The 21,846-nt window shown below is 32.3% G+C and carries 21 protein-coding genes and 1 tRNA gene; 15 read left to right on the plus strand and 7 right to left on the minus strand.

Translation table 11 applies throughout. The features are described 5' to 3' along the window. Positions 1–122: 122 nt before the first annotated feature. Together EO083_RS01000 and EO083_RS01005 are read left to right on the plus strand one after the other, a co-directional pair. A complete protein-coding gene (locus tag EO083_RS01000) occupies positions 123–1,751 on the plus strand; it encodes a hypothetical protein (RefSeq protein ID WP_126992365.1) in 1,629 nt (542 codons plus the stop codon). Between the two features lie 19 nt (positions 1,752–1,770). Then, the gene (locus EO083_RS01005; protein WP_126992366.1) at positions 1,771–3,798 is read left to right on the plus strand and encodes a S8 family serine peptidase; all 2,028 of its coding nucleotides are present in this window, start codon (positions 1,771–1,773) and stop codon (positions 3,796–3,798) included. Positions 3,799–3,854: 56 nt separating this feature from the next. Here the strand turns inward: EO083_RS01005 and EO083_RS01010 are convergent, their stop codons facing one another. The 6 genes from EO083_RS01010 to thrC are packed head-to-tail and all read right to left on the minus strand — an operon-like array spanning position 3,855 to position 9,893. Beyond that, the gene (locus EO083_RS01010; RefSeq protein ID WP_126992367.1) at positions 3,855–6,161 is read right to left on the minus strand and encodes a xanthine dehydrogenase family protein molybdopterin-binding subunit; all 2,307 of its coding nucleotides are present in this window, start codon (positions 6,159–6,161) and stop codon (positions 3,855–3,857) included. Beyond that, on the minus strand, positions 6,158–6,604 hold the full coding sequence (locus tag EO083_RS01015; protein WP_126992368.1) for a (2Fe-2S)-binding protein: 447 nt from the start codon (positions 6,602–6,604) through the stop codon (positions 6,158–6,160). The genes EO083_RS01010 and EO083_RS01015 overlap by 4 nt, the downstream gene beginning before the upstream one ends. Then, positions 6,601–7,389, minus strand: a complete 789-nt coding sequence (locus tag EO083_RS01020; RefSeq protein WP_126992369.1) for an FAD binding domain-containing protein — start codon at positions 7,387–7,389, stop codon at positions 6,601–6,603. Before EO083_RS01020 ends, EO083_RS01015 begins: the two co-directional genes overlap by 4 nt. After that, on the minus strand, positions 7,386–8,228 hold the full coding sequence (locus tag EO083_RS01025) for an FAD binding domain-containing protein (protein WP_126992370.1): 843 nt from the start codon (positions 8,226–8,228) through the stop codon (positions 7,386–7,388). Before EO083_RS01025 ends, EO083_RS01020 begins: the two co-directional genes overlap by 4 nt. Continuing rightward, positions 8,221–8,685 carry a (2Fe-2S)-binding protein gene (locus EO083_RS01030; RefSeq protein WP_126992371.1) on the minus strand — a complete coding sequence of 155 codons (465 nt, stop codon included), beginning with the start codon at positions 8,683–8,685 and terminating at the stop codon, positions 8,221–8,223. Before EO083_RS01030 ends, EO083_RS01025 begins: the two co-directional genes overlap by 8 nt. After that, a complete protein-coding gene (gene thrC, locus EO083_RS01035) occupies positions 8,682–9,893 on the minus strand; it encodes a threonine synthase (RefSeq protein WP_126992372.1) in 1,212 nt (403 codons plus the stop codon). The genes EO083_RS01030 and thrC overlap by 4 nt, the downstream gene beginning before the upstream one ends. 172 nt (positions 9,894–10,065) lie before the next feature. On the opposite strand from thrC, the gene EO083_RS01040 reads away from it, so the two are divergent. The 13 genes from EO083_RS01040 to mnmE all read left to right on the plus strand — a co-directional run bounded on the left by EO083_RS01040 (position 10,066) and on the right by mnmE (position 20,894). Next, the gene (locus EO083_RS01040; protein ID WP_126992373.1) at positions 10,066–10,611 is read left to right on the plus strand and encodes an HD domain-containing protein; all 546 of its coding nucleotides are present in this window, start codon (positions 10,066–10,068) and stop codon (positions 10,609–10,611) included. Further along, positions 10,608–11,012: a hypothetical protein gene (locus EO083_RS01045; protein ID WP_126992374.1), complete on the plus strand. Its 405-nt coding sequence runs from the start codon at positions 10,608–10,610 to the stop codon at positions 11,010–11,012. The genes EO083_RS01040 and EO083_RS01045 overlap by 4 nt, the downstream gene beginning before the upstream one ends. 13 nt (positions 11,013–11,025) lie before the next feature. Beyond that, positions 11,026–12,936, plus strand: coding sequence for a threonine--tRNA ligase (thrS, locus tag EO083_RS01050; protein WP_126992375.1), 1,911 nt, complete (start codon positions 11,026–11,028; stop codon positions 12,934–12,936). Further along, positions 12,920–13,753 carry an HD-GYP domain-containing protein gene (locus EO083_RS01055; protein WP_241229916.1) on the plus strand — a complete coding sequence of 278 codons (834 nt, stop codon included), beginning with the start codon at positions 12,920–12,922 and terminating at the stop codon, positions 13,751–13,753. The genes thrS and EO083_RS01055 overlap by 17 nt, the downstream gene beginning before the upstream one ends. Positions 13,754–13,794: 41 nt before the next feature. Then, on the plus strand, positions 13,795–14,196 hold the full coding sequence (locus EO083_RS01060) for an NfeD family protein (RefSeq protein ID WP_206512267.1): 402 nt from the start codon (positions 13,795–13,797) through the stop codon (positions 14,194–14,196). A gap of 2 nt (positions 14,197–14,198) precedes the next feature. Continuing rightward, positions 14,199–15,116: an SPFH domain-containing protein gene (locus EO083_RS01065; protein ID WP_004102489.1), complete on the plus strand. Its 918-nt coding sequence runs from the start codon at positions 14,199–14,201 to the stop codon at positions 15,114–15,116. Then, on the plus strand, positions 15,109–15,588 hold the full coding sequence (locus EO083_RS01070) for a hypothetical protein (RefSeq protein WP_126992377.1): 480 nt from the start codon (positions 15,109–15,111) through the stop codon (positions 15,586–15,588). The genes EO083_RS01065 and EO083_RS01070 overlap by 8 nt, the downstream gene beginning before the upstream one ends. A 15-nt stretch (positions 15,589–15,603) precedes the next feature. Beyond that, positions 15,604–16,731, plus strand: coding sequence for a CD0519/CD1768 family membrane protein (locus EO083_RS01075; RefSeq protein WP_126992378.1), 1,128 nt, complete (start codon positions 15,604–15,606; stop codon positions 16,729–16,731). Between the two features lie 124 nt (positions 16,732–16,855). Continuing rightward, positions 16,856–18,019: a type III PLP-dependent enzyme gene (locus EO083_RS01080; RefSeq protein ID WP_126992379.1), complete on the plus strand. Its 1,164-nt coding sequence runs from the start codon at positions 16,856–16,858 to the stop codon at positions 18,017–18,019. A gap of 41 nt (positions 18,020–18,060) precedes the next feature. After that, positions 18,061–18,147: transfer RNA gene (locus tag EO083_RS01085), tRNA-Leu, on the plus strand. A gap of 55 nt (positions 18,148–18,202) precedes the next feature. After that, positions 18,203–18,919 carry a WecB/TagA/CpsF family glycosyltransferase gene (locus tag EO083_RS01090; RefSeq protein WP_126992380.1) on the plus strand — a complete coding sequence of 239 codons (717 nt, stop codon included), beginning with the start codon at positions 18,203–18,205 and terminating at the stop codon, positions 18,917–18,919. Beyond that, entirely contained in the window at positions 18,916–19,554 is a 639-nt protein-coding gene (gene rsmG / locus EO083_RS01095; RefSeq protein WP_126992381.1) for a 16S rRNA (guanine(527)-N(7))-methyltransferase RsmG, read from the plus strand. The genes EO083_RS01090 and rsmG overlap by 4 nt, the downstream gene beginning before the upstream one ends. Positions 19,555–19,568: 14 nt before the next feature. Further along, entirely contained in the window at positions 19,569–20,894 is a 1,326-nt protein-coding gene (gene mnmE, locus EO083_RS01100) for a tRNA uridine-5-carboxymethylaminomethyl(34) synthesis GTPase MnmE (RefSeq protein ID WP_126992382.1), read from the plus strand. A gap of 258 nt (positions 20,895–21,152) precedes the next feature. Here mnmE and EO083_RS01105 read toward each other — a convergent pair whose 3' ends face one another. Then, positions 21,153–21,827: a TIGR00266 family protein gene (locus EO083_RS01105; protein ID WP_126992383.1), complete on the minus strand. Its 675-nt coding sequence runs from the start codon at positions 21,825–21,827 to the stop codon at positions 21,153–21,155. Between the last annotated feature and the right edge of the window lie 19 nt (positions 21,828–21,846).

The following is a 21,846-nucleotide window of genomic DNA, read 5'->3' on the forward strand; positions in this document are numbered from 1 at the left end:
ATTGGAAAGGCGTTAAATAATATTTGGTTAAATAATTTTTAAGATACTTATTTTAGATTATCATTCTAGAAAGTTTGGTATTGTTTTAATTTTTAAGAAATTAAAGGATAGGAGGGATAGTTGTGAAGAAAGTTTTGATTTTTGGTGCGATGTTTTTATTTGTTTTTCTGCTTTTTAGCGGTTGTGTTCAGCAGTTTTTAAGTCAAGAGTATCCTGCAAGTCTTGAAATTTATGTAGCTGATTACAGATCAGGAGCTGCAGTTGATGAGGCAACAGTGACTGTTTTTGATGAGTCAGGGTCAATGGTTGCTGAAAAGACTACTGATGAAAAAGGCTTTGTGAAATTTGATTTGAAAATGAACGATACTGTAAAGTATTTTGATGTGAAGATTGAAAAAGAAAATTATGCTGTTACAAGACTGAATAATTATATGATAAGTGGTTTAGAAACAAAAAAATTAGAACTAACGTTAAGAAAAACATCATATGACACTTCAAAAGCATCTGATAATATTACAATTAATGCAAGCTTTTTTGAAGATGAAGGAATGTCAAAAACTCTTAATTTAACAAAGTTTAATTTGAACAAATTTTCCGGTAATGAATTGTATTATAAGATTGACGTTCTTTCAGGAACTGGTTATGATGTAAAATACGTATATGTAAAAGTTGGTGGAGTCCCAGGAAGCGGATTTTTCACTAATCCAAGAAATATTTATTATGATACAGAAGTTGAAGGAAGCATATCCTTGGATGGTTTTTCTGGGAAGGTCCCAGTTTTTGTAGCAGTATTTGATCAAAATGAAAATTTGGTCGTTAATGCTTATTATTTGACGCTAGTTAAAGATAGTGGCGATTATAATATGTATGTTGTTGAAAAACCAAGTGATAGTGGTTTTGTGAACCTTAAAGCATATACTAGAAGAGCTGGTATAAAATTTTATTCTAATGATATTCAAAAATCAACAGTTTCAGAAATGAAATTTGAAAAACCAAATGCTGCTCCAGACAAAGATTTAAATATGTGGATTGAAGTGAATTGGATAAAATGGGAGGATTCTTCTGCATCATCAACAACTGACAAACCAGAAGCTTATGTTGTATACAGAAGTTTTGATGGAGTAAATTATGAACTAATTGCTAGGGTACCTGCAGACATGAATTATTATAGGGATAGTTCTGCACAACTTGAAGCTGGAAAAGAAGTTTGGTACAAAGTAGGCTCATATTATAGCGGGAAAATTTCTTCATTGACTGATTTAGGTTCAGTTGTTCCATTGGGAATGTTTGATATAAAATATATAAGTCCAACTGATGGTGCAACTGATGTATCTACTAATCCAACTTTTGAATGGGAAGTAGTAAATCCGGTAGTTTCTACAGAGGGAACGGCAGTTTATTTATTTGATATATGGCTTTATGATAATACAGTAAATGATCTTGGATATTATTCATTAAGTACTAGTGGTTATCCAAAATATAGTTTTATAGTTACAGATGCAACAAGTGTATCTTTTGCTTTTAACGAGCCAATTGTTGGTTGGTGGGTAGATTATGCTGCAGGTGGTTGGTATCAATTTAATACATTGCAGAAAAATAAAACATACGAGTGGGGTAATGAATTAGCAGTTGCTATAGTTTCTGATGAAGATTCAGAAGCATATTCTATATACGCAGATCAAGGTAAAGTTGTCGATCCATTCGGAATAGAGGCAGAAATTTATAATACATTTACTACTGGTGAAAATTAATGAAAGGAGGGAATTTTAGATGAATAGATTGTTTAAATATTCATTGTTTGGAATATTGGTATTATTTTTAATACTATCAAGTTGTGGGTTAAACAATATAGCTCAAAATAGTAAGATTTCTAATAATGCAGGTTCGGATATAAAATTGGGAAGTCTTGATTTTGAATACGAAGAGGGTAAGGTTCTCATTGGATATGAAAACAGAGAAGAAGTTGACAAAATTGTAGAAGCATTAAATGGAAAAATTGCAGTTGATTTGCCACAAATAAAAATGGTATCAATTAAATTTAATGGAAAAGTAGAAGAGGCATATGAGAAAATTTTAAAACTTGGTTTAAAAGGTATCAGATATGTAGAACCAAGCTACAAAAGATATATTATTGATCCAAAACCAGTCGATAATGATATGATAAACAAAAATAATGAAACTAGTTTAAATTCGACTAATCCAAGAGACGATGAAGAATTTTCAAAATACTTGTGGGGACTAGAAGCATTAAACGTTAAAGACGTTTGGAATATAGGATATACAGGCGATGGAGTAATTGTTGCAGTAATTGATACAGGAGTTGATGGAACACATCCTGATTTAAAAGGTCAGGTAATTGAGGGGTACAGACCAAAAACAGGTGATGTTCTACCTGCAGGCACAGATTCTTCTTTTGGTGGAGCACATGGAACTCATGTTGCAGGAACTATAGCTGCTAGTGACAATTCTTTAGGAATTATTGGTGTAGCACCAGATGCAAAAATAATGCCGATTGTTATATTTGATGTGGAAGGCTATGTAGGAGATGATGCTGTTGCTGATGGAATTATATGGGCTGTTGATCATGGCGCAGATATTCTTCAAAATTCCTGGGGAGGATGGGGTTATAGCTATACTTTAAAAGAAGCATTTGATTATGCATTAGACAGAGATGTTGTTGTAACAGTATCTGCAGGTAATGATCACACTGACCAACATGTACATTATCCATCAGGTTATCCTGGAATAATTCAAGTTGCAGCAGTTGAATTTAATGGCGGGGAATATAGAACTACATGGTTCTCAAATAGAAGCGACGCTATAACAGTAGGAGCACCTGGTGTTGATATTCTTTCAACAGTTCCACAAGCTACTGCTTTAGGTTATGAAGGTGGAGAGCTTGCTGATTCATTTGGTGGCTTATACGCATTTTATCAAGGTACTTCAATGGCTTGTCCGCATGTTTCTGGTGTTGTAGCATTATTGAAAGAAAAGTATCCAGATGCAAAAGTATGGCAGATAAGAAAGTTAATAGAACAAGGTGCTGTTGATATTGATAAAGAAGGATATGACCATGATTCAGGATTTGGACTAGTAAATGCGAAAAATTCAATAAATCTTCCACTTCCAACTGATGGCGGAGTAACATTTAATGTTGAAGCAATTGATAGTTGGGATAATGGTATACCAGGAGTATTTGTAACATTAAAGAGAGTTGATGGTGTTGGCGGAGATTATTTTGCTAAAACAGATCTTACTGGTATTGCTCATTTTTCAAATATAGATGCAGGAAAGTATGAAGTTATAGTTGGGGGACCAGATTCAAATGATAGAGCATCGTATTATTTAGGAGGTAAGCCATATCCATTAAGTTTATCCACAAGAATGGAAGAAGAAAGGCAATATGTAAAAACAGTTAATATAACAGCGGATTCAACAGAGACATTTACTTTTACATCAACATTTAAAGTGGAATTTGATGAACCTGGAGTTGACTTAGGTCAAGCAACTATAACAGTTGATTCAGTATCATATGAACTTATTACTGGAAATAGAGGAACCTACTTAAGTGGAACGTTTGTTTCAAATTTGAAATATGATTTTTCTTCTATAGCAGATTTAGTATATTTAAGATTAGAAAGATCAAATGTTGGAGCAACATGTACTGTTAATGGTACGGCGACCTTAAATGGTTATGAAATACCAGTAACAGCTGTTTTTGCAAGTGAAGATGCAACACTTTCTACAGTAGTTGATGATGTCTATGGGAAGTCCTATTGGCTAATTTTTGGTGATTGATATTTAAAAAATTTTATAAAGATAAATCAAGCCTCCAATTTTGGAGGCTTGATTTTTTACTCATTATTTAAACTCATTAATATTTTTTTTGGAGTAATTGGTAGGCTTTTAATCCTAACACCTACTGCGTTATATATTGCATTAGCTATAGCAGCCGGTGGTGTATCAATTCCAATTTCTGCAACAGATTTAGCGCCAAAGGGACCAGTAGGTTCATAACTTTCTACGAATTTTACTATAATATTTCCTATATCTTTTCTTGAAGGAATTTTATATTGCATTAAATTGTTTGTCAATAATTTTCCACTTGGTGAGTATTTAACATCTTCAAATAATGTCATACCAATTCCTTGCACAAGACCACCTTCAACTTGAATTCTTGCAAGATTTGGATTAATTGTAACACCACAATCTACTACCGCCACATAGTTTATAAGCTTAACTTTTCCTGTTTCAATATCAACTTCAACTTCTGCAAAGCCTGCCATAAATGGTGGTGGAGATTCTTCACCAACATATGATGCATCTGCAATTAACTGCTTTTGATTTTCAGTGTAATACAAAACTGTGGCAAGTTCTTTTAAATCAACTTTTTTACTACCATCTTTTTCGAATATATATTTTCCATCAAAGTCTACTTTTGATTCATCAAGCCCTAATTTAAGCGCTCCTTCTCTAATAATCATTCTTTTCATTTTTTCTGCTGCTCTTTTTACAGCATTACCTGAGACGTATGTAGTACTTGATGCATATGCACCAACATCAAATGGAGTAAGATCGGTATCTGATGAATAAACAATAATATTTTCAGTAGGAACTTGAAGGACTTCAGCTGCTATTTGGGCAAGTATTGTATCACTTCCAGTACCAAGATCCGTTGCACCAATTAATAAATTAAATGAACCATCATCATTTAATTTTAATATGGCAGATCCCATATCAATGTTTGCAATACCTGATCCTTGCATTGCTATTGCCATTCCAATTCCTCTAAATTTTGTTTCAGATATTTTTTTTCTTGGAAATTTTTCTTTCCAGTTAATTAATTTCATTCCTTCTTCAACACATTCATTTAATTTACAACTTCTTACAATCATATCTACTCCTTCACGACCTTCACCCATTATCTTGAATATTGGTGAAGTTTCGCCTTCACGTATCATATTCTTTTTTCTAAATTCTGAAGGATCCATATTTAGTTTTTCAGCTAAGATATCAATAGCAGATTCAAGTGCAAAGTTCCCTTGAATTGCACCATATCCTCTATATGCTCCCGCAGGTACCTTATTTGTATAAACAACTTTCCCTGAAAATCTTACGGCATCAACTTTGTTGTACATTGGAAGTGTTTTAGAACCAGCAACCATAAATGTGGTAAGAGCGTGCTCACCATACGCTCCGGTATCTGATAAACCTTTCATGTCAATAACCTTTAATTTTCCATCTTTTGTTGCTCCTAATGTGATATCATATCTCATAGGATGTCTAGTATAGGTTGCTTCAAAAACTTCTTGGCGAGAATAAACAATTTTTGCAGGTTTTCCTGTTTTTAATGTAACAGCGGAAACAAAAGGTTCACCATGTATTGCTTGTTTTCCACCAAAACCTCCACCAATTCTTGGTTTTATAACTCTAATGTCTTTTATTGGTATATTAAATGCTTCGGCAATTATCCTTCTAACATGGAATGGCACCTGTGTTGAAGAAATGATTACTAGTCTTCCATGCATATCAATATATGAGACAGCAGTATGTGGCTCAAAAGCAACATGGGCTTGAGCTTGTGTATAAAATCTTTCGTTAATTATTACATCACATTTTTTTAGTTCTTCTTCAACATTGCCTATTTCCATTTCATACGAAGCTGCAATATTTTTTTTAGCATCAAACCCTATTTCAAACATTGGATGAGTTTCTTTTTCAGGATGTATAACTGAAGAATGATTTTCCGCTTTTTCAAAATCAAGGACTGGTTCTAGTATTTCATACTCTACTTTAATTTCTGACAATGCTTTTTCTACGACCTTTTCATCTTTTCCTGCAACAATTGCAACTTCATCTCCAACATATCTTACATATTCATCAAGTATATACCAATCATGCGGAGAAGGTTCAGGATAACCCTGTCCCGCTCTAGTTACCGGAATTCTTGGAAGATCTTTATATGTTAAAACACATTCTATTCCGTCAATTTTCTCTGCTTTCGATGTATCAATATTTTTTATTTTTGCAAACGCATGTGGGCTCCTTAATATTTTAACTATAAGCGCATCTTTGGGGGATAGATCATCTGTGTATACTGGTTTTCCTAAAAGAAGTCCTAATGCATCCTTTTTTGGAATTTTTCTTGTAACCTCTTTCATTTTTCCACCCCCAAGAATTTTTCTATTGCTCTATGCTGTCCTAGATATCCAGTGCACCTGCAAAGATTACCAATCAATTTGTTTGTTATTTCTTCTTTATCTTTAATGTTTTTATTTTTAAGATAGACAGTATTTACGATCAATCCAGGACTGCAAAAACCACATTGGTCGGCACCTTCTTCAGCAAGATATTGGGCAAAAACTTTTGCATCTTCGAGCCCTTCAACTGTTGTTATATGATGGCCATCAGCTCTTGCTGCAAAAACAGAACATGAAGGTACAGGTTTTCCATCAAGCAAAACGGTACAAATTCCACACATTCCAGTGTCACAACCTCTTCTAACGCTATAATAACCTAGTTTTCTTAGAACATCGAGTAAAATATCATCTGGATTTATTTCAACATCTTTTTTTTCACCGTTTATTATTAGACTAATCTTCATTTTGTCACCTCCTCAAGAGCACGTTTTACAAGTGCTTTACAAACCTTTTTCCTATACTCTGCTGTGGCTCTTAAATCATCTGAAAATTTTAATTCTTCAGATGCAATTTCTGCAGCTTTTTCAATATTTTCTTTTGTGATGACGTTATTTGATAAAAATTCTGCGGCGCTTTTAGCAAGTTGAGCTATACCTGGCCTTGCACCAACAGCAATTTTAAATTTTCCTTCATTGTTTGATACAGCTACGTTTAGTAAAGAAAAATCATATTCTGAATTTCTGACATATTCAAATGCGAGCTTTAAATTTTCTTTCATTATCTCGACTTTTGACAAGATATCTTTAACTATTTTTGTTTCAAGAAATTTTTCAAGTGGCATTTTACCATTTTTATACAATTCTACATTTGTATTTAATGCTAAGAGGGCTGTAATTAAATCAGAAAAGCCGTATTTAGGAAATATAGTTCCTCCAACAGTAACTATGTTTCTCATTTGATAACTTAAAATTTTTTCTGCAACATTTTTTAAAAAGCCTTTGTATAAAGTTGAAAGTGCAGGATGCTCTTCAAAAGCTGATATTGTCACCATCGAGCCGATTTCAACTTTTTCTGGATAGTCTTTTATAAAGTCAAGATTTGCATCTATTAGATCAATTGCAACATCAAATTCTTGGTTTGAAAGTTTCAAAAATGCAGCTCCTCCGATAACTCGTGAATTTTTTTCGGTTAGTATTTGATATGCCTCTTCTAATGTTTTTGGCTTTACATATTCTTTAAACTTTATCATATATCCACCACCTTCTTTTCTTTAAGATTGTAATATGCTTTAATCATGAGGTTGTATACAAGCTTTTTTCTATATTCTTTTGATGCTCTAACATCGGTAATTGGGTTTGAAAGTTTTTCATATTCGCTTGCAAGATATTCGAAAAGTTCTAAACTTATTTCTTTGCCTTTTACTTTTTCTTCTAGTAACTTTTCACGTAATATAGTAGGACCAACGGAACCGTAACAAATTGCAATGTCATCAATTTTGTTGTTTGAGTCTTTTAATAGTATTGCAATGCTTGCAATTGAAATGATCATCGCATTTCTTCTGCCAACTTTTTCAAAATAGAATTTATAGTCATTTTTTATATCAAGTTCTATTCCAAAAATAAATTCATTTTTTTCTAATTCTATTTTTCCGGGACCTTTTATAAAATCTTCAATGGGGATTTTTTTATTTGTTGGTTTGATAATTACTTTTGCATTTAAAAGATAACTTGCAAGTACAAAATCTCCCGCCGGTGATGCGTTTGCAATGTTTCCGACAGGAGTCCCTCGATTTCTAATCATTGGTGAGCCTATTAGCCTTATTACATTATCTAAATATTTGTTTATGTTGTTATCTTTTAGATATTCTCTAAGTTGACTGTATGTAAAGTTTAATGGAATAAATAATTTATCACTAATTTTTGGGTCTTCAATAATAGCTTTTGTATCTATTACTGTGTCTGTGTTTATTGCGTTAGCCCTCATTTTGACAAAAAGATCAGTACCACCGGAGAAGAGGAAGCCTTTTGTAGATGCTTTAATTTCAGATAATTCTTCAACTGTTTTAGGTAAGAAATAATTTTTAATCATTTTTTTCACTTCCTTTGATCTTGCTAGAAGCTATTTTCACAGCATTAATTATCTTTACATAACCGGTACATCTACAAAGATTTCCTTCAAGTGCTTCTTTTATTTCTTCTTCGCTTGGATTGGAATTTTTATCGAGTAGCACTTTTGTTGAAACTATAAATCCTGGTGTGCAAAATCCACATTGTATTGCCCCAGCTTCAACATAAGCATCTTTAATTGGATCTTTAATACCCTCAAGTGTAATCACTTCTTTTCCATCAAGTTCAACTGCAAGCATAAGGCATGAATGAACATTTTTACCGTTGACGATTATCGTACAAGCTCCGCATTCTCCTTCACCACATCCTTCCTTTACAGACGTTATCTTCAAATCATCTCTTAAAAAGTCAAGAGCTCTTTTATAAACAGGTACATCCCTTTCAATTGTTTGTCCGTTAAGTGTGAATTTAATTTTCATTTTTTCACCCCATTTATATATTCAATGATTTTTTCGAAGACTGGTGGAATAGTATTAATTTCTATGTTATCTTGCACAGCTTTAATATCTTTTAAGCCGTTTCCAGTAATAAATATTGCTACAGTATCTTCTTTTTTTAGCAAATCCATAGAAATAGCTTTTTTAAAACCTGCATATGCAGCGGCACCAGCAGGTTCTGCGAAAATACCCGTATTTTTAGCAAGCTCAAATATTGCACCTTTGATTTCTTCATCACTGACAGTTAAAAATGTTCCACCACTTTTTTCAACATATTTGCAAGCCTTTATTACATCACGAGGCTTTCCAACAGAAATACTATCTGCAATTGTATTTGGTATTATATCTACAGGAATGTAAGGTTTTCCATTAAAGAATGTTTTTGCAATTGCATCTGCACCTTCTGCTTGAATGCCAATTATTTTTGGGATTTTTTGTATAAGGTTTAAGTTGTAAAAATCATAAAAACCTTTGTAAATTGAGCTTATAACTGTTCCATCTCCTGCGCTTACAAAAACGGTATCTGGAACTTCAAAATCAAGTTGTACAGCAAGTTCCATAGCACCCGTCTTTTTGCCTTCAAGAAGGTATGGATTAATAGCAGAATTCCTTGAATACCAATTTAACTTTTTGCCAACTTTTGTAGATATATCAAATGCTTGGTCGTAATTTCCGTCAATAAGAATTACAGTTGCTCCAAAGACATGTAACTGTGCAAGTTTTGCAATTGGAATATTTTTAGGTACAAATATAAAAGTTTTAAGATCAGTAGGTGCTGAAAGTCCTGCTAGAGAGCTTGCCGCATTGCCAGTTGAGGCACAGTAGATAGTATCATATCCGTATTCATATGCTTTTGAGATGGCAATTGCCGAAGCCCTATCTTTGTAAGAGCTAGTAGGGTTTGTCCCATCGTATTTAAAGAAGACTTTTTTTATGCCATAATAATTTTTAAATTCATATGTAGGGGTATTACCTACGACTTGTTTGACGTTATATTTTGCAATTGGCAAAATCTTTGAAAATTGTGAGATATCTCCATGCTTATCAAAGTCAGATTTTTTAACATTTATTAAATCGTAATTAAAAACTACTTCTAATGTCCCATATCTTTCGCCACATTTGGGGCAGGTATACATATTTGGTTCTGGATCATAAATAGTACCACAAGTTATGCATTTCAATTTGTACACATTAATCCCTCCTATAGTTTGTTTTAAATTATACTTGATATTTGATGTAATCAAAAAATAACAAAAAATTAAGAATTTTTTTGAATTTTACAATTTTTGAAAATTTTATAGATATTATTAGTGATTTTCGTTTTAAACTTATGATATACTATAAATGTGGAGGTGTTTAGGTATGATAAATAGGCAGCAAGCATGGGAACTTTTAAATGAACATGTTAAGACGAAAAATCTTATAAAACATTGTCTTGCAACAGAGGCAGTTATGAGAGATCTTGCAAACTATTTTGGGGAAGATGAAGAAACTTGGGGACTTGCAGGACTTTTACATGACTTAGATTATGAATATACGAAAAATACTCCAGAAGAGCATGGATTGAAAACAGTAGAGTTGCTTGGAGATTTAGTTAGTCAAGAGATTAAAAATGCAATACTTGCCCACAGCGGGAAAAAATCTAGAGATACTTTGATTGAAAAAGCAATTTATGCTGCTGACCCTACAACTGGTTTTATTGTTGCAGCTGCACTGATTAAACCGGAAAAAAAGTTAGAATCAATAGATGTTCAGTTCTTACTTAAACGTTTTAAAGAAAAGTCTTTTGCAAGAGGGGCAAATAGGGATCAAATGGCAAGTTGTGAAAAATTTGGGCTTTCACTTGAGAAATTTTATGAAATTGCCTTAAATGCAATGAAAAAGATATCAAAGGAGCTTGGTTTATGATAGCGGGTTTGTTTTTTTGGATATTTCCATTTTTTTTAATTTCTTTTGATTTAGCTTTTTCTGATCTTTTTTTATCTTTTATGATGTTTTTCTTTTTAGAATCTGTTAATAACTTTAGTTTTGAAAAAGCGTTAAGATACGTTGTTTTTCTTTCTTTATATACTATGGTAATCTTTAAAGATTTTAATTTAATTTATATTTTTTTGATATTTTTAATCATATTAATAGAGTCGTATAGAGATTCTTTCTTAAAGATTTGGATTTTACCTTTACTGGAAGCTTTTATTTTTTATTCTTTGTTTTTGATTAATGGTAATTTAAAAGTAGTTATTATTTCAATATTGATTTCTTTGTTGATATATATTTACTTAATAAAGAAAGGAATAATAAAATTTAAATAGAGGAGGTAATATAATGAAGGTAACTTTACCAGATGGAAGTGTAAAAGAATATAAAGATAAAGTTACGCTTGCACAAATTGCACGAGAGATTAGTGAAGGGTTATACAGAAATGCAGTTGGAGGAATAGTTAATGGAATGCTATGGGATCTTGAAAGACCTATTGACTTTGATTGTGAGATAAGAATTATAACGAAAAAGGATAAAGAAGCACCAGAATTTTTTAGACATACTATGGCACACATAATGGCTCAAGCAGTTATGAGAATATATGGCCAAGAAAATGTTAGACTAGGTATTGGTCCTACTATTGAAAATGGATTTTATTATGATTTTGAAATATTGAATGGGGTTATAAAAGAAGAAGATTTGGAAAAAATTGAAAAAGAAATGAAAAAGATCATAAAGGAAGATTTAAAGATTGAAAGATTTGAACTAAGCAAAGATGAAGCTATAAAAATGATGGAGGAAAAAGGTCAAATTTACAAAGTTGAGTTAATAAAAGAAATACAAGATGAAAAAGTAAGTTTTTATAGGCAAGGAGAATTTGTGGATCTATGTAGAGGACCACATTTACCAAGAACAGGAATGATAAAGCACTTTAAACTATTATCTGTTTCTGGTGCATATTGGAGAGGTAGTGAAAAAAATCCAATGCTTCAAAGAATTTATGGTACAGCATTTGCTACCAAAGATGAGTTGGATAATTATTTAAAAATGCTTGAAGAAGCTAAAAAGAGAGATCACAGAAAATTAGGTCCAAAGCTTGGATTGTTTTTCATAAACACAGATGTTGCAGCTGGAATGCCAATATTCCTTCCAAAAGGTGCAACTATTTTAAATGAACTGATGAGTTTTTCAAGACAACTTCACAAAGAGTATGGATATAAAGAAGTAATGACTCCATTAATTATGAATGTAAAACTTTGGCATCAAAGCGGTCACTGGGATCATTACAAAGATAATATGTATTTTACAGAAAAGGAAGAAACTGAATACGCAGTAAAGCCAATGAATTGTCCAGGACATATTCTGATTTATAAGAATGATGTAGTCTCTTACAGAGATCTTCCTATAAGGCTTTTTGAATTTGGGAAGGTTCATAGGTATGAAAGAAGTGGAGTGTTACATGGTCTTCTTAGGGTGAGGGCATTTACTCAAGATGATGCTCATATATTCTGTAGACAAGATCAAATTGAAGAAGAAGTAAGCTCTGTTGTAAGGCTTATAGACGAACTTTATAAACCATTTGGATTTACTTACAGAGCAACTCTGAGCACCATGCCAGAAGATCATATGGGAGATGAAGAGACCTGGGAAAAAGCAACAAATGCGCTAAAAAAAGTTTTAGAGGATATAAAACTTGATTTTGATATTGCAGAAGGTGAAGGTGCTTTCTATGGCCCGAAAGTTGATTTTCATGTAAAAGATTCTCTTGGTAGAGAATGGCAATGTGCAACAATTCAACTAGATTTTCAAATGCCAGAAAGGTTTGACCTTAAATATGTAGACAAGGATGGTATTGAAAAAAGGCCAGTGATGATTCATACAGCAAAATATGGTTCACTTGAAAGATTTTTTGGAATATTAATTGAGCATTATGCAGGAGCATTCCCTCTTTGGATTTCACCAGTTCAGGTATTAGTTTTACCAGTTTCTGATAAATATATTGATTATGCAAGAAAAGTTGCAAGATTCTTAAGTGAAAATAATATTAGGGTTGAAGTTGATAGTAGGAACGAAACTCTTGGTTATAAGATTAGAGAAGCTCAAATCAGCAAAGTACCATATATGATTATTGTAGGAGAAAATGAAGAAAAAAGTGGTAAAATAAGTGTTAGAAGCAGGGATGGAGCCGAGGAAAAGGATGTAAATGTTGAAGAATTTGTTGAGGTTGTCCGCAAGGCTATTGCTGAAAGAAGGTGATAACTTGATCTCAAAAGAATTATCAGATTTTTTGAATGAAAAATTATCTGACTATGATATAGGTTTTGAAAAAGGAGAAAAAGATATAAATATTTTTGAAGAGAATGGATTTATCTTTGTAGAAAAGAATCAAGATATTGTTTTTTCTCTCAAAAACGAAAAACGATATTTTGACCTTTTACCTATAATAATTGAAAAAGTTGTAAGAGGGCATTTAAATGTTCTGCACAAGGATAAAGCAGAAGAATTAATTGTTGATTTACTTGTAAATATAATAGTTTTGAGTGAGGTAGAAGACAGTGATGGATATAGTCATACTGAAAGAGTTGCAAGAATGGCGGAAAAATTTGGAAGATTTTTAGGAATGGATGAAAAAGAGCTAAGAAAATTTGTATTTCATGCATATTTGCATGATGTTGGAAAAATCAGCCTTGAACAATTAATGTTATATTCACCCACTAGAATGAGATTGTTTGAAGAAAGTTACCAAGACCACACAGTTATGGGAAGTATTTTTCTTTCGATGTTTGAGGTTTTGTGGGAATATATTCCAACTGTTAGATATCACCATGAAAGATGGGATGGAAAAGGTTTTCCAGATGGCTTGAGAGAAAGACAGATTCCATATTATGCCAGAGTGATTTCTATACTGGATTTTTTTGATGAAACAACTCATTTTATTTCTTCAGAATGGGAATCTGAGCTAAAGACCCCAAAAGAAGCTATGGAAATGATTAAGAAGTTATCTGGAAAATATTTTGATCCAAATTTGGTTGAAAAATTTGAAAGTTTTTTAAAAAGTGAGGGGGTGATATAATTAGCTCGACAGTTTTTTGGATTATATTAGCAGTAATATTAATGGCAGCTGAGATATTAACACCTACGTTTTTTATATTTTGGTTTGGTATTGGTGCATTGGCATCAGCGCTAGTTGCTTTTTTCATAGGTAATACAATTTGGGAACTTGTTACATTTATAGTAGTCTCCGGTATTTTGGTTATTTTAACAAGGCCTCTTGCAAATAAAATTAGTGGAGAGCAAACGAGAAAAATTAATGTTGATGAGATAATTGGAAAGCAGGCCTTAGTTTTAGAAGATATTAACAACAAAGCAGGAACTGGAATTATTAAAGTAAATGGTGATACCTGGAGAGCATTTTCAAAGAATGATGAAATTCTAATAAAAAAGGGGGAATATGTAAAAATTTTGCAAGTTGAAGGTGCACATGTTGTAGTTGAAAAGATAGAGGAGGGGGTGTGATAATGTTATACTTTTTGTTTTTAATATTAATATTCTTTTTGTTTTTAGTTGCGGCATCTGGCATAAGAATAGTTAGGCCATATGAAAGAGGATTGGTAGAAAGACTTGGAAAGTTTAGAAAAGAAGTTAAAGCTGGTATTCATTTTATAATTCCTTTTTTTGATAGAATGATAAAAGTAGATTTAAGAGAACATGTTATAGATGTTCCACCTCAAGAAGTTATTACAAAGGATAATGTTGTTGTAACTGTAGATGCTGTAATATACTATGAAATTACAGATGCTTATAAGGCAGTATACAACGTTAGTAATTTTGAATTTGCAACTATAAAACTTGCACAAACGAATCTTAGAAATGTTATTGGTGAATTAGAACTTGATCAGACGCTTACTTCAAGGGAGAAAATAAATACGAAGCTTAGAACTGTACTTGATGAAGCTACTGATAAATGGGGAATTAGGATTACAAGAGTTGAAATTAAAAAGATAGATCCACCAAAAGATATTATGGAAGCTATGAGTAAACAAATGAAGGCTGAAAGAACAAAAAGAGCAGCAATTTTAGAAGCAGAAGGAATTAGACAATCTGAAATTTTGAAGGCAGAAGGTCAAAAACAGGCAGCGATTTTAAAGGCAGAAGGTGAAGCGGAGGCCATTAAGAAAGTTGCAGAAGCTAATAAGTATAAATTGATTGCTGAAGCTCAGGGTCAAGGTGAAGCTATTATGTTAGTATTTAAATCAATCCATGAAGGAAATCCTACCAACGATGTTATTGCAGTAAGGTATCTTGAAACACTTAAAGAAATGGCAAATGGAAATGCAACTAAGATATTCTTACCAATGGAATTATCAGGTATTTTAGGAAGTATAGGGGCAATTTCTGAAATGTTTAAGAGTGGCGGTGAAAAAGATAATGCTTAATGTTACTTTTTTTACGCTTATTACAGGGGCCGTAGGGCTCCTGATTTCTATTACATTAGCTTTTTTAATTGTAATTTCAAAGACATTTTTTAAATATGGAACATTTAGGCTTTTCAACGAATTAATTGTTTTAGGGCTTGGAATATTAGGTTGGTATTATATACCTAAAGGTATTTTACAGCTGTTTTTCTTTTTAATTCTTTCAACACTTTATCAGCTTTATAGAATTATTAGGGATATTTATTCTATAGATACTAGATTTAGAATATTGGTTTTGGCTTTGGGAAAAGATAGATTTGAGTATGCTATATTTTCAATTAAAAGAGTAAGCAAAAGAATAATTGGGAGCTTTTTTAAATATTTTGCGATTTTAATTGCCGCTTATCCCATTTCTCAGTCGTTGCATGCAGAAATAGTTGGTGTAATATCTTTATTAGTTGGTATTATACTGGTTCTGCTAAAATTAGACTGAGAAAGGGGAGTATTTGTGAAAAAATCCTATTTTGAAGCTTTTCTTTTTCTAATAGTATTGATACTTGCCTTTTTATTTGTAAACTCCTATATGGGAGTTTCTAATTTTTTTAAGACACTAATGCTAACAGCCCATGATTTATTATTAAATACCGTATTTTTTATTATGGCAGTAGCAGTTATTACTGGAGCTTTTTCGGGACTTTTATTTGAATTCAAAGTTGCAGATTTGATAGATATAATTTTAAGACCGTTTATGAAACCTCTCTATAACCTTCCTGGTGTTTCTGTGATGGGAATAATAGCAACTTACTTTTCAGATAATCCGGCTATTATTGCACTTGCGAAGGACAAAAGGTTTATGAAAAACTTTGCAAAGTGGCAAGAACCTTTGCTGTGCAATTTGGGAACTTCCTTTGGTATGGGATTAATCGTTTCAACTTTTATGATTGCTCAAGGTAGTAAAATGGGATATAATCTAGTTCCTGCAGTGTTTATTGGAAATTTGGGGGCAATTTTTGGAAGTATTGTTAGCGTAAGAATTTTTTCAAGTTTTACAAAGAAAAAATTGGGAGACTACGATGATTCAGAAGAAGTTATAAATGTTGAATATGAGGATGGCAATAGTTATGGCAGTTTTACAGAGAGGCTCTTAACCGCTCTGCTTGATGGTGGAAAAAAGGGTGTTGATATTGGATTGGGCATTATCCCAGGTGTTCTAGTAATAAGTACTTTTGTAATGATGATTACTTTTGGGCCGAAAGATCCAACAGTAGGATACCAGGGTCTTGCATATGAAGGTATCCCAATATTGCCTTATTTGGGTGAAAAAATATTCTTTATTTTAAAGTGGTTGTTTGGTTTTTCCAATCCTGAATTGATTGCCTTTCCTTTAACGTCATTGGGTTCAACTGGTGCTGCGCTTGCATTAATTCCAAAGTTTATTGATTTGAATATTATTACACCGAATGATATAGCAGTCTTTACAGCCATGGGAATGACTTGGAGTGGATATTTAAGCACTCATATTGCTATGATGGATGAGCTTGGGTATAGATTTTTGACAGGTAAAGCAATTTTGTCTCATACAATTGGAGGACTTGCAGCTGGCGTTTTTTCACATTTTATTTATATGTTATTATAACCTCCCCACTCTGTATTTCAAAATTGTAACATGTTGTAGTAAAAAATTAATAAAATGTATGTTTTAATGTAGCATAAATTAGTTTATTATTGTTTTAGATTTTTTACTGAAGGGAGTGGGGAGAATGGACAAAAAAATTCTCAACAAAAAATTGAAAGCATTGGCAGAAAAGCATGGAACTCCTATTTTGGTAATGGATTTGGAAGTAATAAGAGATAACTACAAAAGACTTGTAGAAAATGTAAAAAATTCAAAGGTTTATTATGCTGTTAAAGCCAACTCCCATATTGAAATTTTAAAACTTTTAAGAGATTTAGGAAGCTATTTTGATGTAGCTTCAAGACCAGAGATTGAAAAGCTCTTAAGTATAGGTGTAGAACCAGAGAGGATGAGTTTTGGGAATACAATAAAGAAATCTTCAGATATAGCGTTTGCATATGAAAAAGGAATTAAAATGTTTGCAGTTGATAGCGAAATGGAGATAGAAAAGATAGCTGAAAATGCCCCAAGTTCAGATATATATGTTAGAATTAGCACCAATGGAATGGAAGATGATGCAGACTGGCCTTTAACCAAAAAATTTGGAACAAGTGTTGATCACGCCATTTCATTAGTAAAATATGCGCACTCATTGGGACTTAATCCAATTGGTGTAAGTTTTCATGTGGGATCACAAAATTATAACCCTGAAAATTGGAGAGTTGCTATTAGGGAAGTTTCTGTAGTATTTGAAGAGGCAAGAAGAATGGGAATTGAAATGAAGATGGTTAATACTGGTGGTGGAATGCCAGTAAAATATTCAAAAAATATTCCAACAGTTGAAGAGATTTCTGCAGTTATAAATGAGGCAATAGCAGATTATATTGGAGAAGATGTAACAGTAATATTGGAACCAGGACGTTCAATGGTAGGTAACGCTGGTGTAATGATAACGAGTGTAATTTTAAGAAGCCAAAAAGGAGAAGAAAAATGGATTTATACTGATGCTGGAGTATTCCATGGTCTTACTGAGACTATACAAAATATAAGATATGAAGTTGAAGTTATTGGTAAAGAAGATGAAGAAAAGGAAAAATTTGTTCTTGCAGGTCCAACATGTGATAGCGTTGATGTAATGTATTATGATATTAATTTACCAAAAACCATAACAATGGATGATTTAATTGTATTGTATAACACAGGAGCGTACACTACTGAATATGGTACAAATTTCAATGGTATACCTTCTCCTAAGATAATCTTTGAAAGTTCAATATTTGTAAAGCAAGAATTGTTTGAAGAAGTATAGTTTACTTAAATTTTGTGTGATATAATATAGTTGTGTAACATGCCGAGGTGGCGGAACTGGCAGACGCGCATGACTCAGGATCATGTGGAGTTTTCTCCGTGCGGGTTCAAGTCCCGCCCTCGGCACCAGTCCCGGTAATATCCGGGAATTTTTTGTATTAGAAAATTAAGAAAGGTGGAGAAAGTGGATATTGTAAACTTCTCGCAGTTAAAGGTCACAGTTGGATTTGAAAATGAAATAAGAGACGAAATTGTAAAGAGTATAATTTCTAATGAAAAAACTTTTATAGTAACTTTGAATGCTTCTATTTTATTAAGAGCGTTGAAGGATGGTTATTATAGAAACGTTGTAAATAATGCTACATATATTATTCCCGATGGTTCTGGAATAGTATGGGCCTTAAAAAGGAACAGAAACATTTTAACTGACAGAATTACAGGTATAGACACAATGTTATATTTATGTGAAAAGTCTAAAGAGTATAACTGGAAAGTTTATCTTTTAGGTGCTAAACCAAAAGTTATTGAGGAAGCGGCTGAAAAATTGAAAAATAATGGTGTAAATGTCGTTGGCTTTCATCATGGTTATTTTTCTTTTGATGATAAAAGTGTCTCTGAGGAAATAGAACGTTTAAAACCTGACTTAGTTTTTGTTGGTATGGGAGTTCCAAGGCAAGAAGAATGGATTTTTAATAACTTTTCATTGCCTTTTAAATTTGCAATGGGTGTAGGTGGAAGTTTTGACGTAATTTCAGGGTTAAAAAAACGTGCGCCACTGTTTTTCCAGAAAATGAAATTAGAATGGTTTTATAGATGGCTGCAGTCTCCGATAAAAAAAAGGCATGTGCCTTTTGAAATAATTAAATATACATATTTAGTGTTAAGAGGTAAGATAAAATGAATTTTGAAAAAAGAGAAATCATTTTAAGTTATTTGAAAGAAATTATAAATGCACCGTTAAATCTTACCGCAATAAAGGATCTAGAACTTGCCTACCAGTTATTAGCCATGGATACTTTAATTCCACTAAAAGAAGATGATGTGGGGAATAATTTTTTAGATGTTGGAACCGGAGGAGGCGTTCCTGGGGTTTTTATTGGAATTATGTTTGAAAATTCTCATGGCTTATTAGTTGATTCTTCCAGAAAAAAGATAGATTTTGTTAGAGGGGTTTGTAATAAATTAAATTTGAGTAATCTAGAATTTTTAAATGTAAGAATTGAGGAAAAGAAAGATTTGATTGAAAAATTTGATTCGGTTTTTTCAAGGGCTGTTGCAGAATTAAGAGTAATATTGGAATTGACTGTTCCTTTTTCAAAAGTTGGTGGAAAAATTTTTCTTTACAAGGGGAAAAATTATAAAAAAGAGTTAGATAGTGCGCAAAATGCTATAAAAGAGCTAAACGTAAAACTTAAAGAAATAAGGGAATATAATATACTTGATAAAGGAAGAGTGTTACTTGTTTTTGAAAAAGTAAAAGCAACTGATCCTAAATTTCCGAGGAGATTTAATAAAATTTTGAAACAACCTTTGTGAGGAGGGATTAAGATTTGTTTGACACGATTGCGGCAATATCCAGCCCTTTAGGAACAGGTGCTATTTCAGTTATAAGGATTGATGGACCTAAAAGTCATGATATTGCAAAAAAGTTGACAAAAATTTCTAATGTTGATTATAGAAGAGTTTATCATGCTTTTATGGAATTTGAAGGGAAAATAGTAGATGAGGTAAATATTGTTTTTTATAAATCCCCAAATAGTTATACAGGAAATGATTTAGTTGAAATATATGGTCATGGAGGAATACTGGTTACTAGAAAAGTTCTTGAAGCAGTGTTGAAGAGTGGAGCAAGGCTTGCAGAAAGAGGAGAATTTACAAAAAGAGCATTTTTAAATGGAAAAATTTCACTAGTTCAAGCAGAGTCAATATATCAAATAATAGAAGCAAAGAGTGAAATATCTTTAAAACTTTCTTTTGAAAATTTAAAAGGGAAGTTATCAGAAGAAATAGAAAATTATCGCTCAAGGTTATTAAATATACTTGCTGAAATAGAAGTTTCTATAGACTATCCAGATGATATGGAAGTTGATTTTGAGAATATTTTTAATTTATTGGCTAAAATAGATCAAGAATTATCTTTGAAAATTGAGAAAAGCAAAAAAGCTTTAACCTTGAACCAGGGTATAGTTATGACAATCGTGGGAAAGCCAAATTCAGGAAAATCTACCTTGTTAAATAAGCTTTTGGAAGAAGATAGAGCAATAGTTACGGATATTCCCGGTACAACAAGGGATGTTATAAAAGGTGAGATAGATATTAATGGAATCCATTTTGTTATTGTTGATACTGCTGGTATAAGAGAAACAGATGATGTTGTTGAAAGTATAGGTATTCAAAAAAGCATTAAAGAACTTGAAAAAGCTGATATTGTTCTTTTTGTTTTGGATGCGACAACAGGTTTTACAAAGGAAGATGAGTATATTTTTGAGAAGGTAAAAAAATTAAACTATATACCTGTATGGAACAAGTGTGATATTGGTGATAATTTTAATAAGGAGTTTAAAGATGCAGTAAAAATAAGTGCTTTAACGGGAGAAAGTTTTAGATCTTTAGAGTCCATGATATTATCAAAGGTTTCTGATATCATAGAATCTGGAGAAAGCTCTCATGTAATAACACAAAGGCAGCTCGAAGTTTTGGAGAGAGTAAAAAGAAATGTTGAAAGTACTATTTTTAATTTAAAAAGTGGGTATGAGGTTGATGTTGTATCTATTGATATAAGAAAAGCTTTGGAAGAATTAGATGTATTAATAGGGAAAAGATTTTCCGAAGATTTGCTCGACACAATTTTCTCCAACTTTTGTGTTGGAAAATAAATAAAAAAAACACGGGCCTTTTTCTTGGCCCGCTCAAAGCTGTGGGGGGTGTATCTCAAGGGGGATAGGGGGGTTTCTCTAATTAATATATTACATCATTTATGTTACAAAGTTAGTCTTACCAAAGTTTCTGTTACGAACCATTTTTGTTAACAAAGAATTACACTCTACCTTATTAGCAATTATAAAAACCACTTTTTACTTTTTCTACTATTTTGACTAATGAAAATTTTAAATGGTTCAAAAAAAAGATTGTTTTTACTTACTTGCGGTATCTCTAGGTAAAAGATTTCTAATCCAGTTAATAAATGCAGGAGAATTTCTTGTTTGTATATATACTCTTCCTGGACCAACAAGATCAACTACGAGACCTTCACCACCAAAAAGAGTTGATTTTATTCCGCCAAATGTTCTAACAGAATATTTTACTGTTTCATCAAATCCTACAATATGACCTGTATCAACAGTAATTGTCTCTCCAGGTTCAAGTTCTTTATGATAAATTCCACCGAAGGCAGATATAGCAGCTTTTCCATATCCAGAAAGTTTTAATAAAAAGAAACCTTCACCGGAAAAGAAAGTTTTGAATCCACCAAATTTTGTGTCTATTGATATAGTTTCTTGACTTGCAAGATAGGATGTAGATTGAAGGAAAAATCCATTTTTGATATCTATTACTTCAATATCACCTGGAAGAAGTGGGGCAAATGAAATTTTGCTTTTGCTATGTGAAATATATTTATTAAGGAAAAAGTGTTCACCCCCTAAAAAGGCTCTTTTTAAGGCTTTAAATATTCCACCTGTAGATGTATTTACTTCAATATCTCCTTCCATTGAAACCATTGCACCAGGTTCTGCTACAATAGTTTCATCTATTTCAAGTTCAACAAACAAGATAGCGTATGAACCTCTAAAATCAGTCTTAAAAAGCATTTAACCCCTCCTTTAAGTT

The organism is Thermosipho globiformans (assembly GCF_003990895.1).
Lineage (GTDB): Bacteria > Thermotogota > Thermotogae > Thermotogales > Fervidobacteriaceae > Thermosipho > Thermosipho japonicus.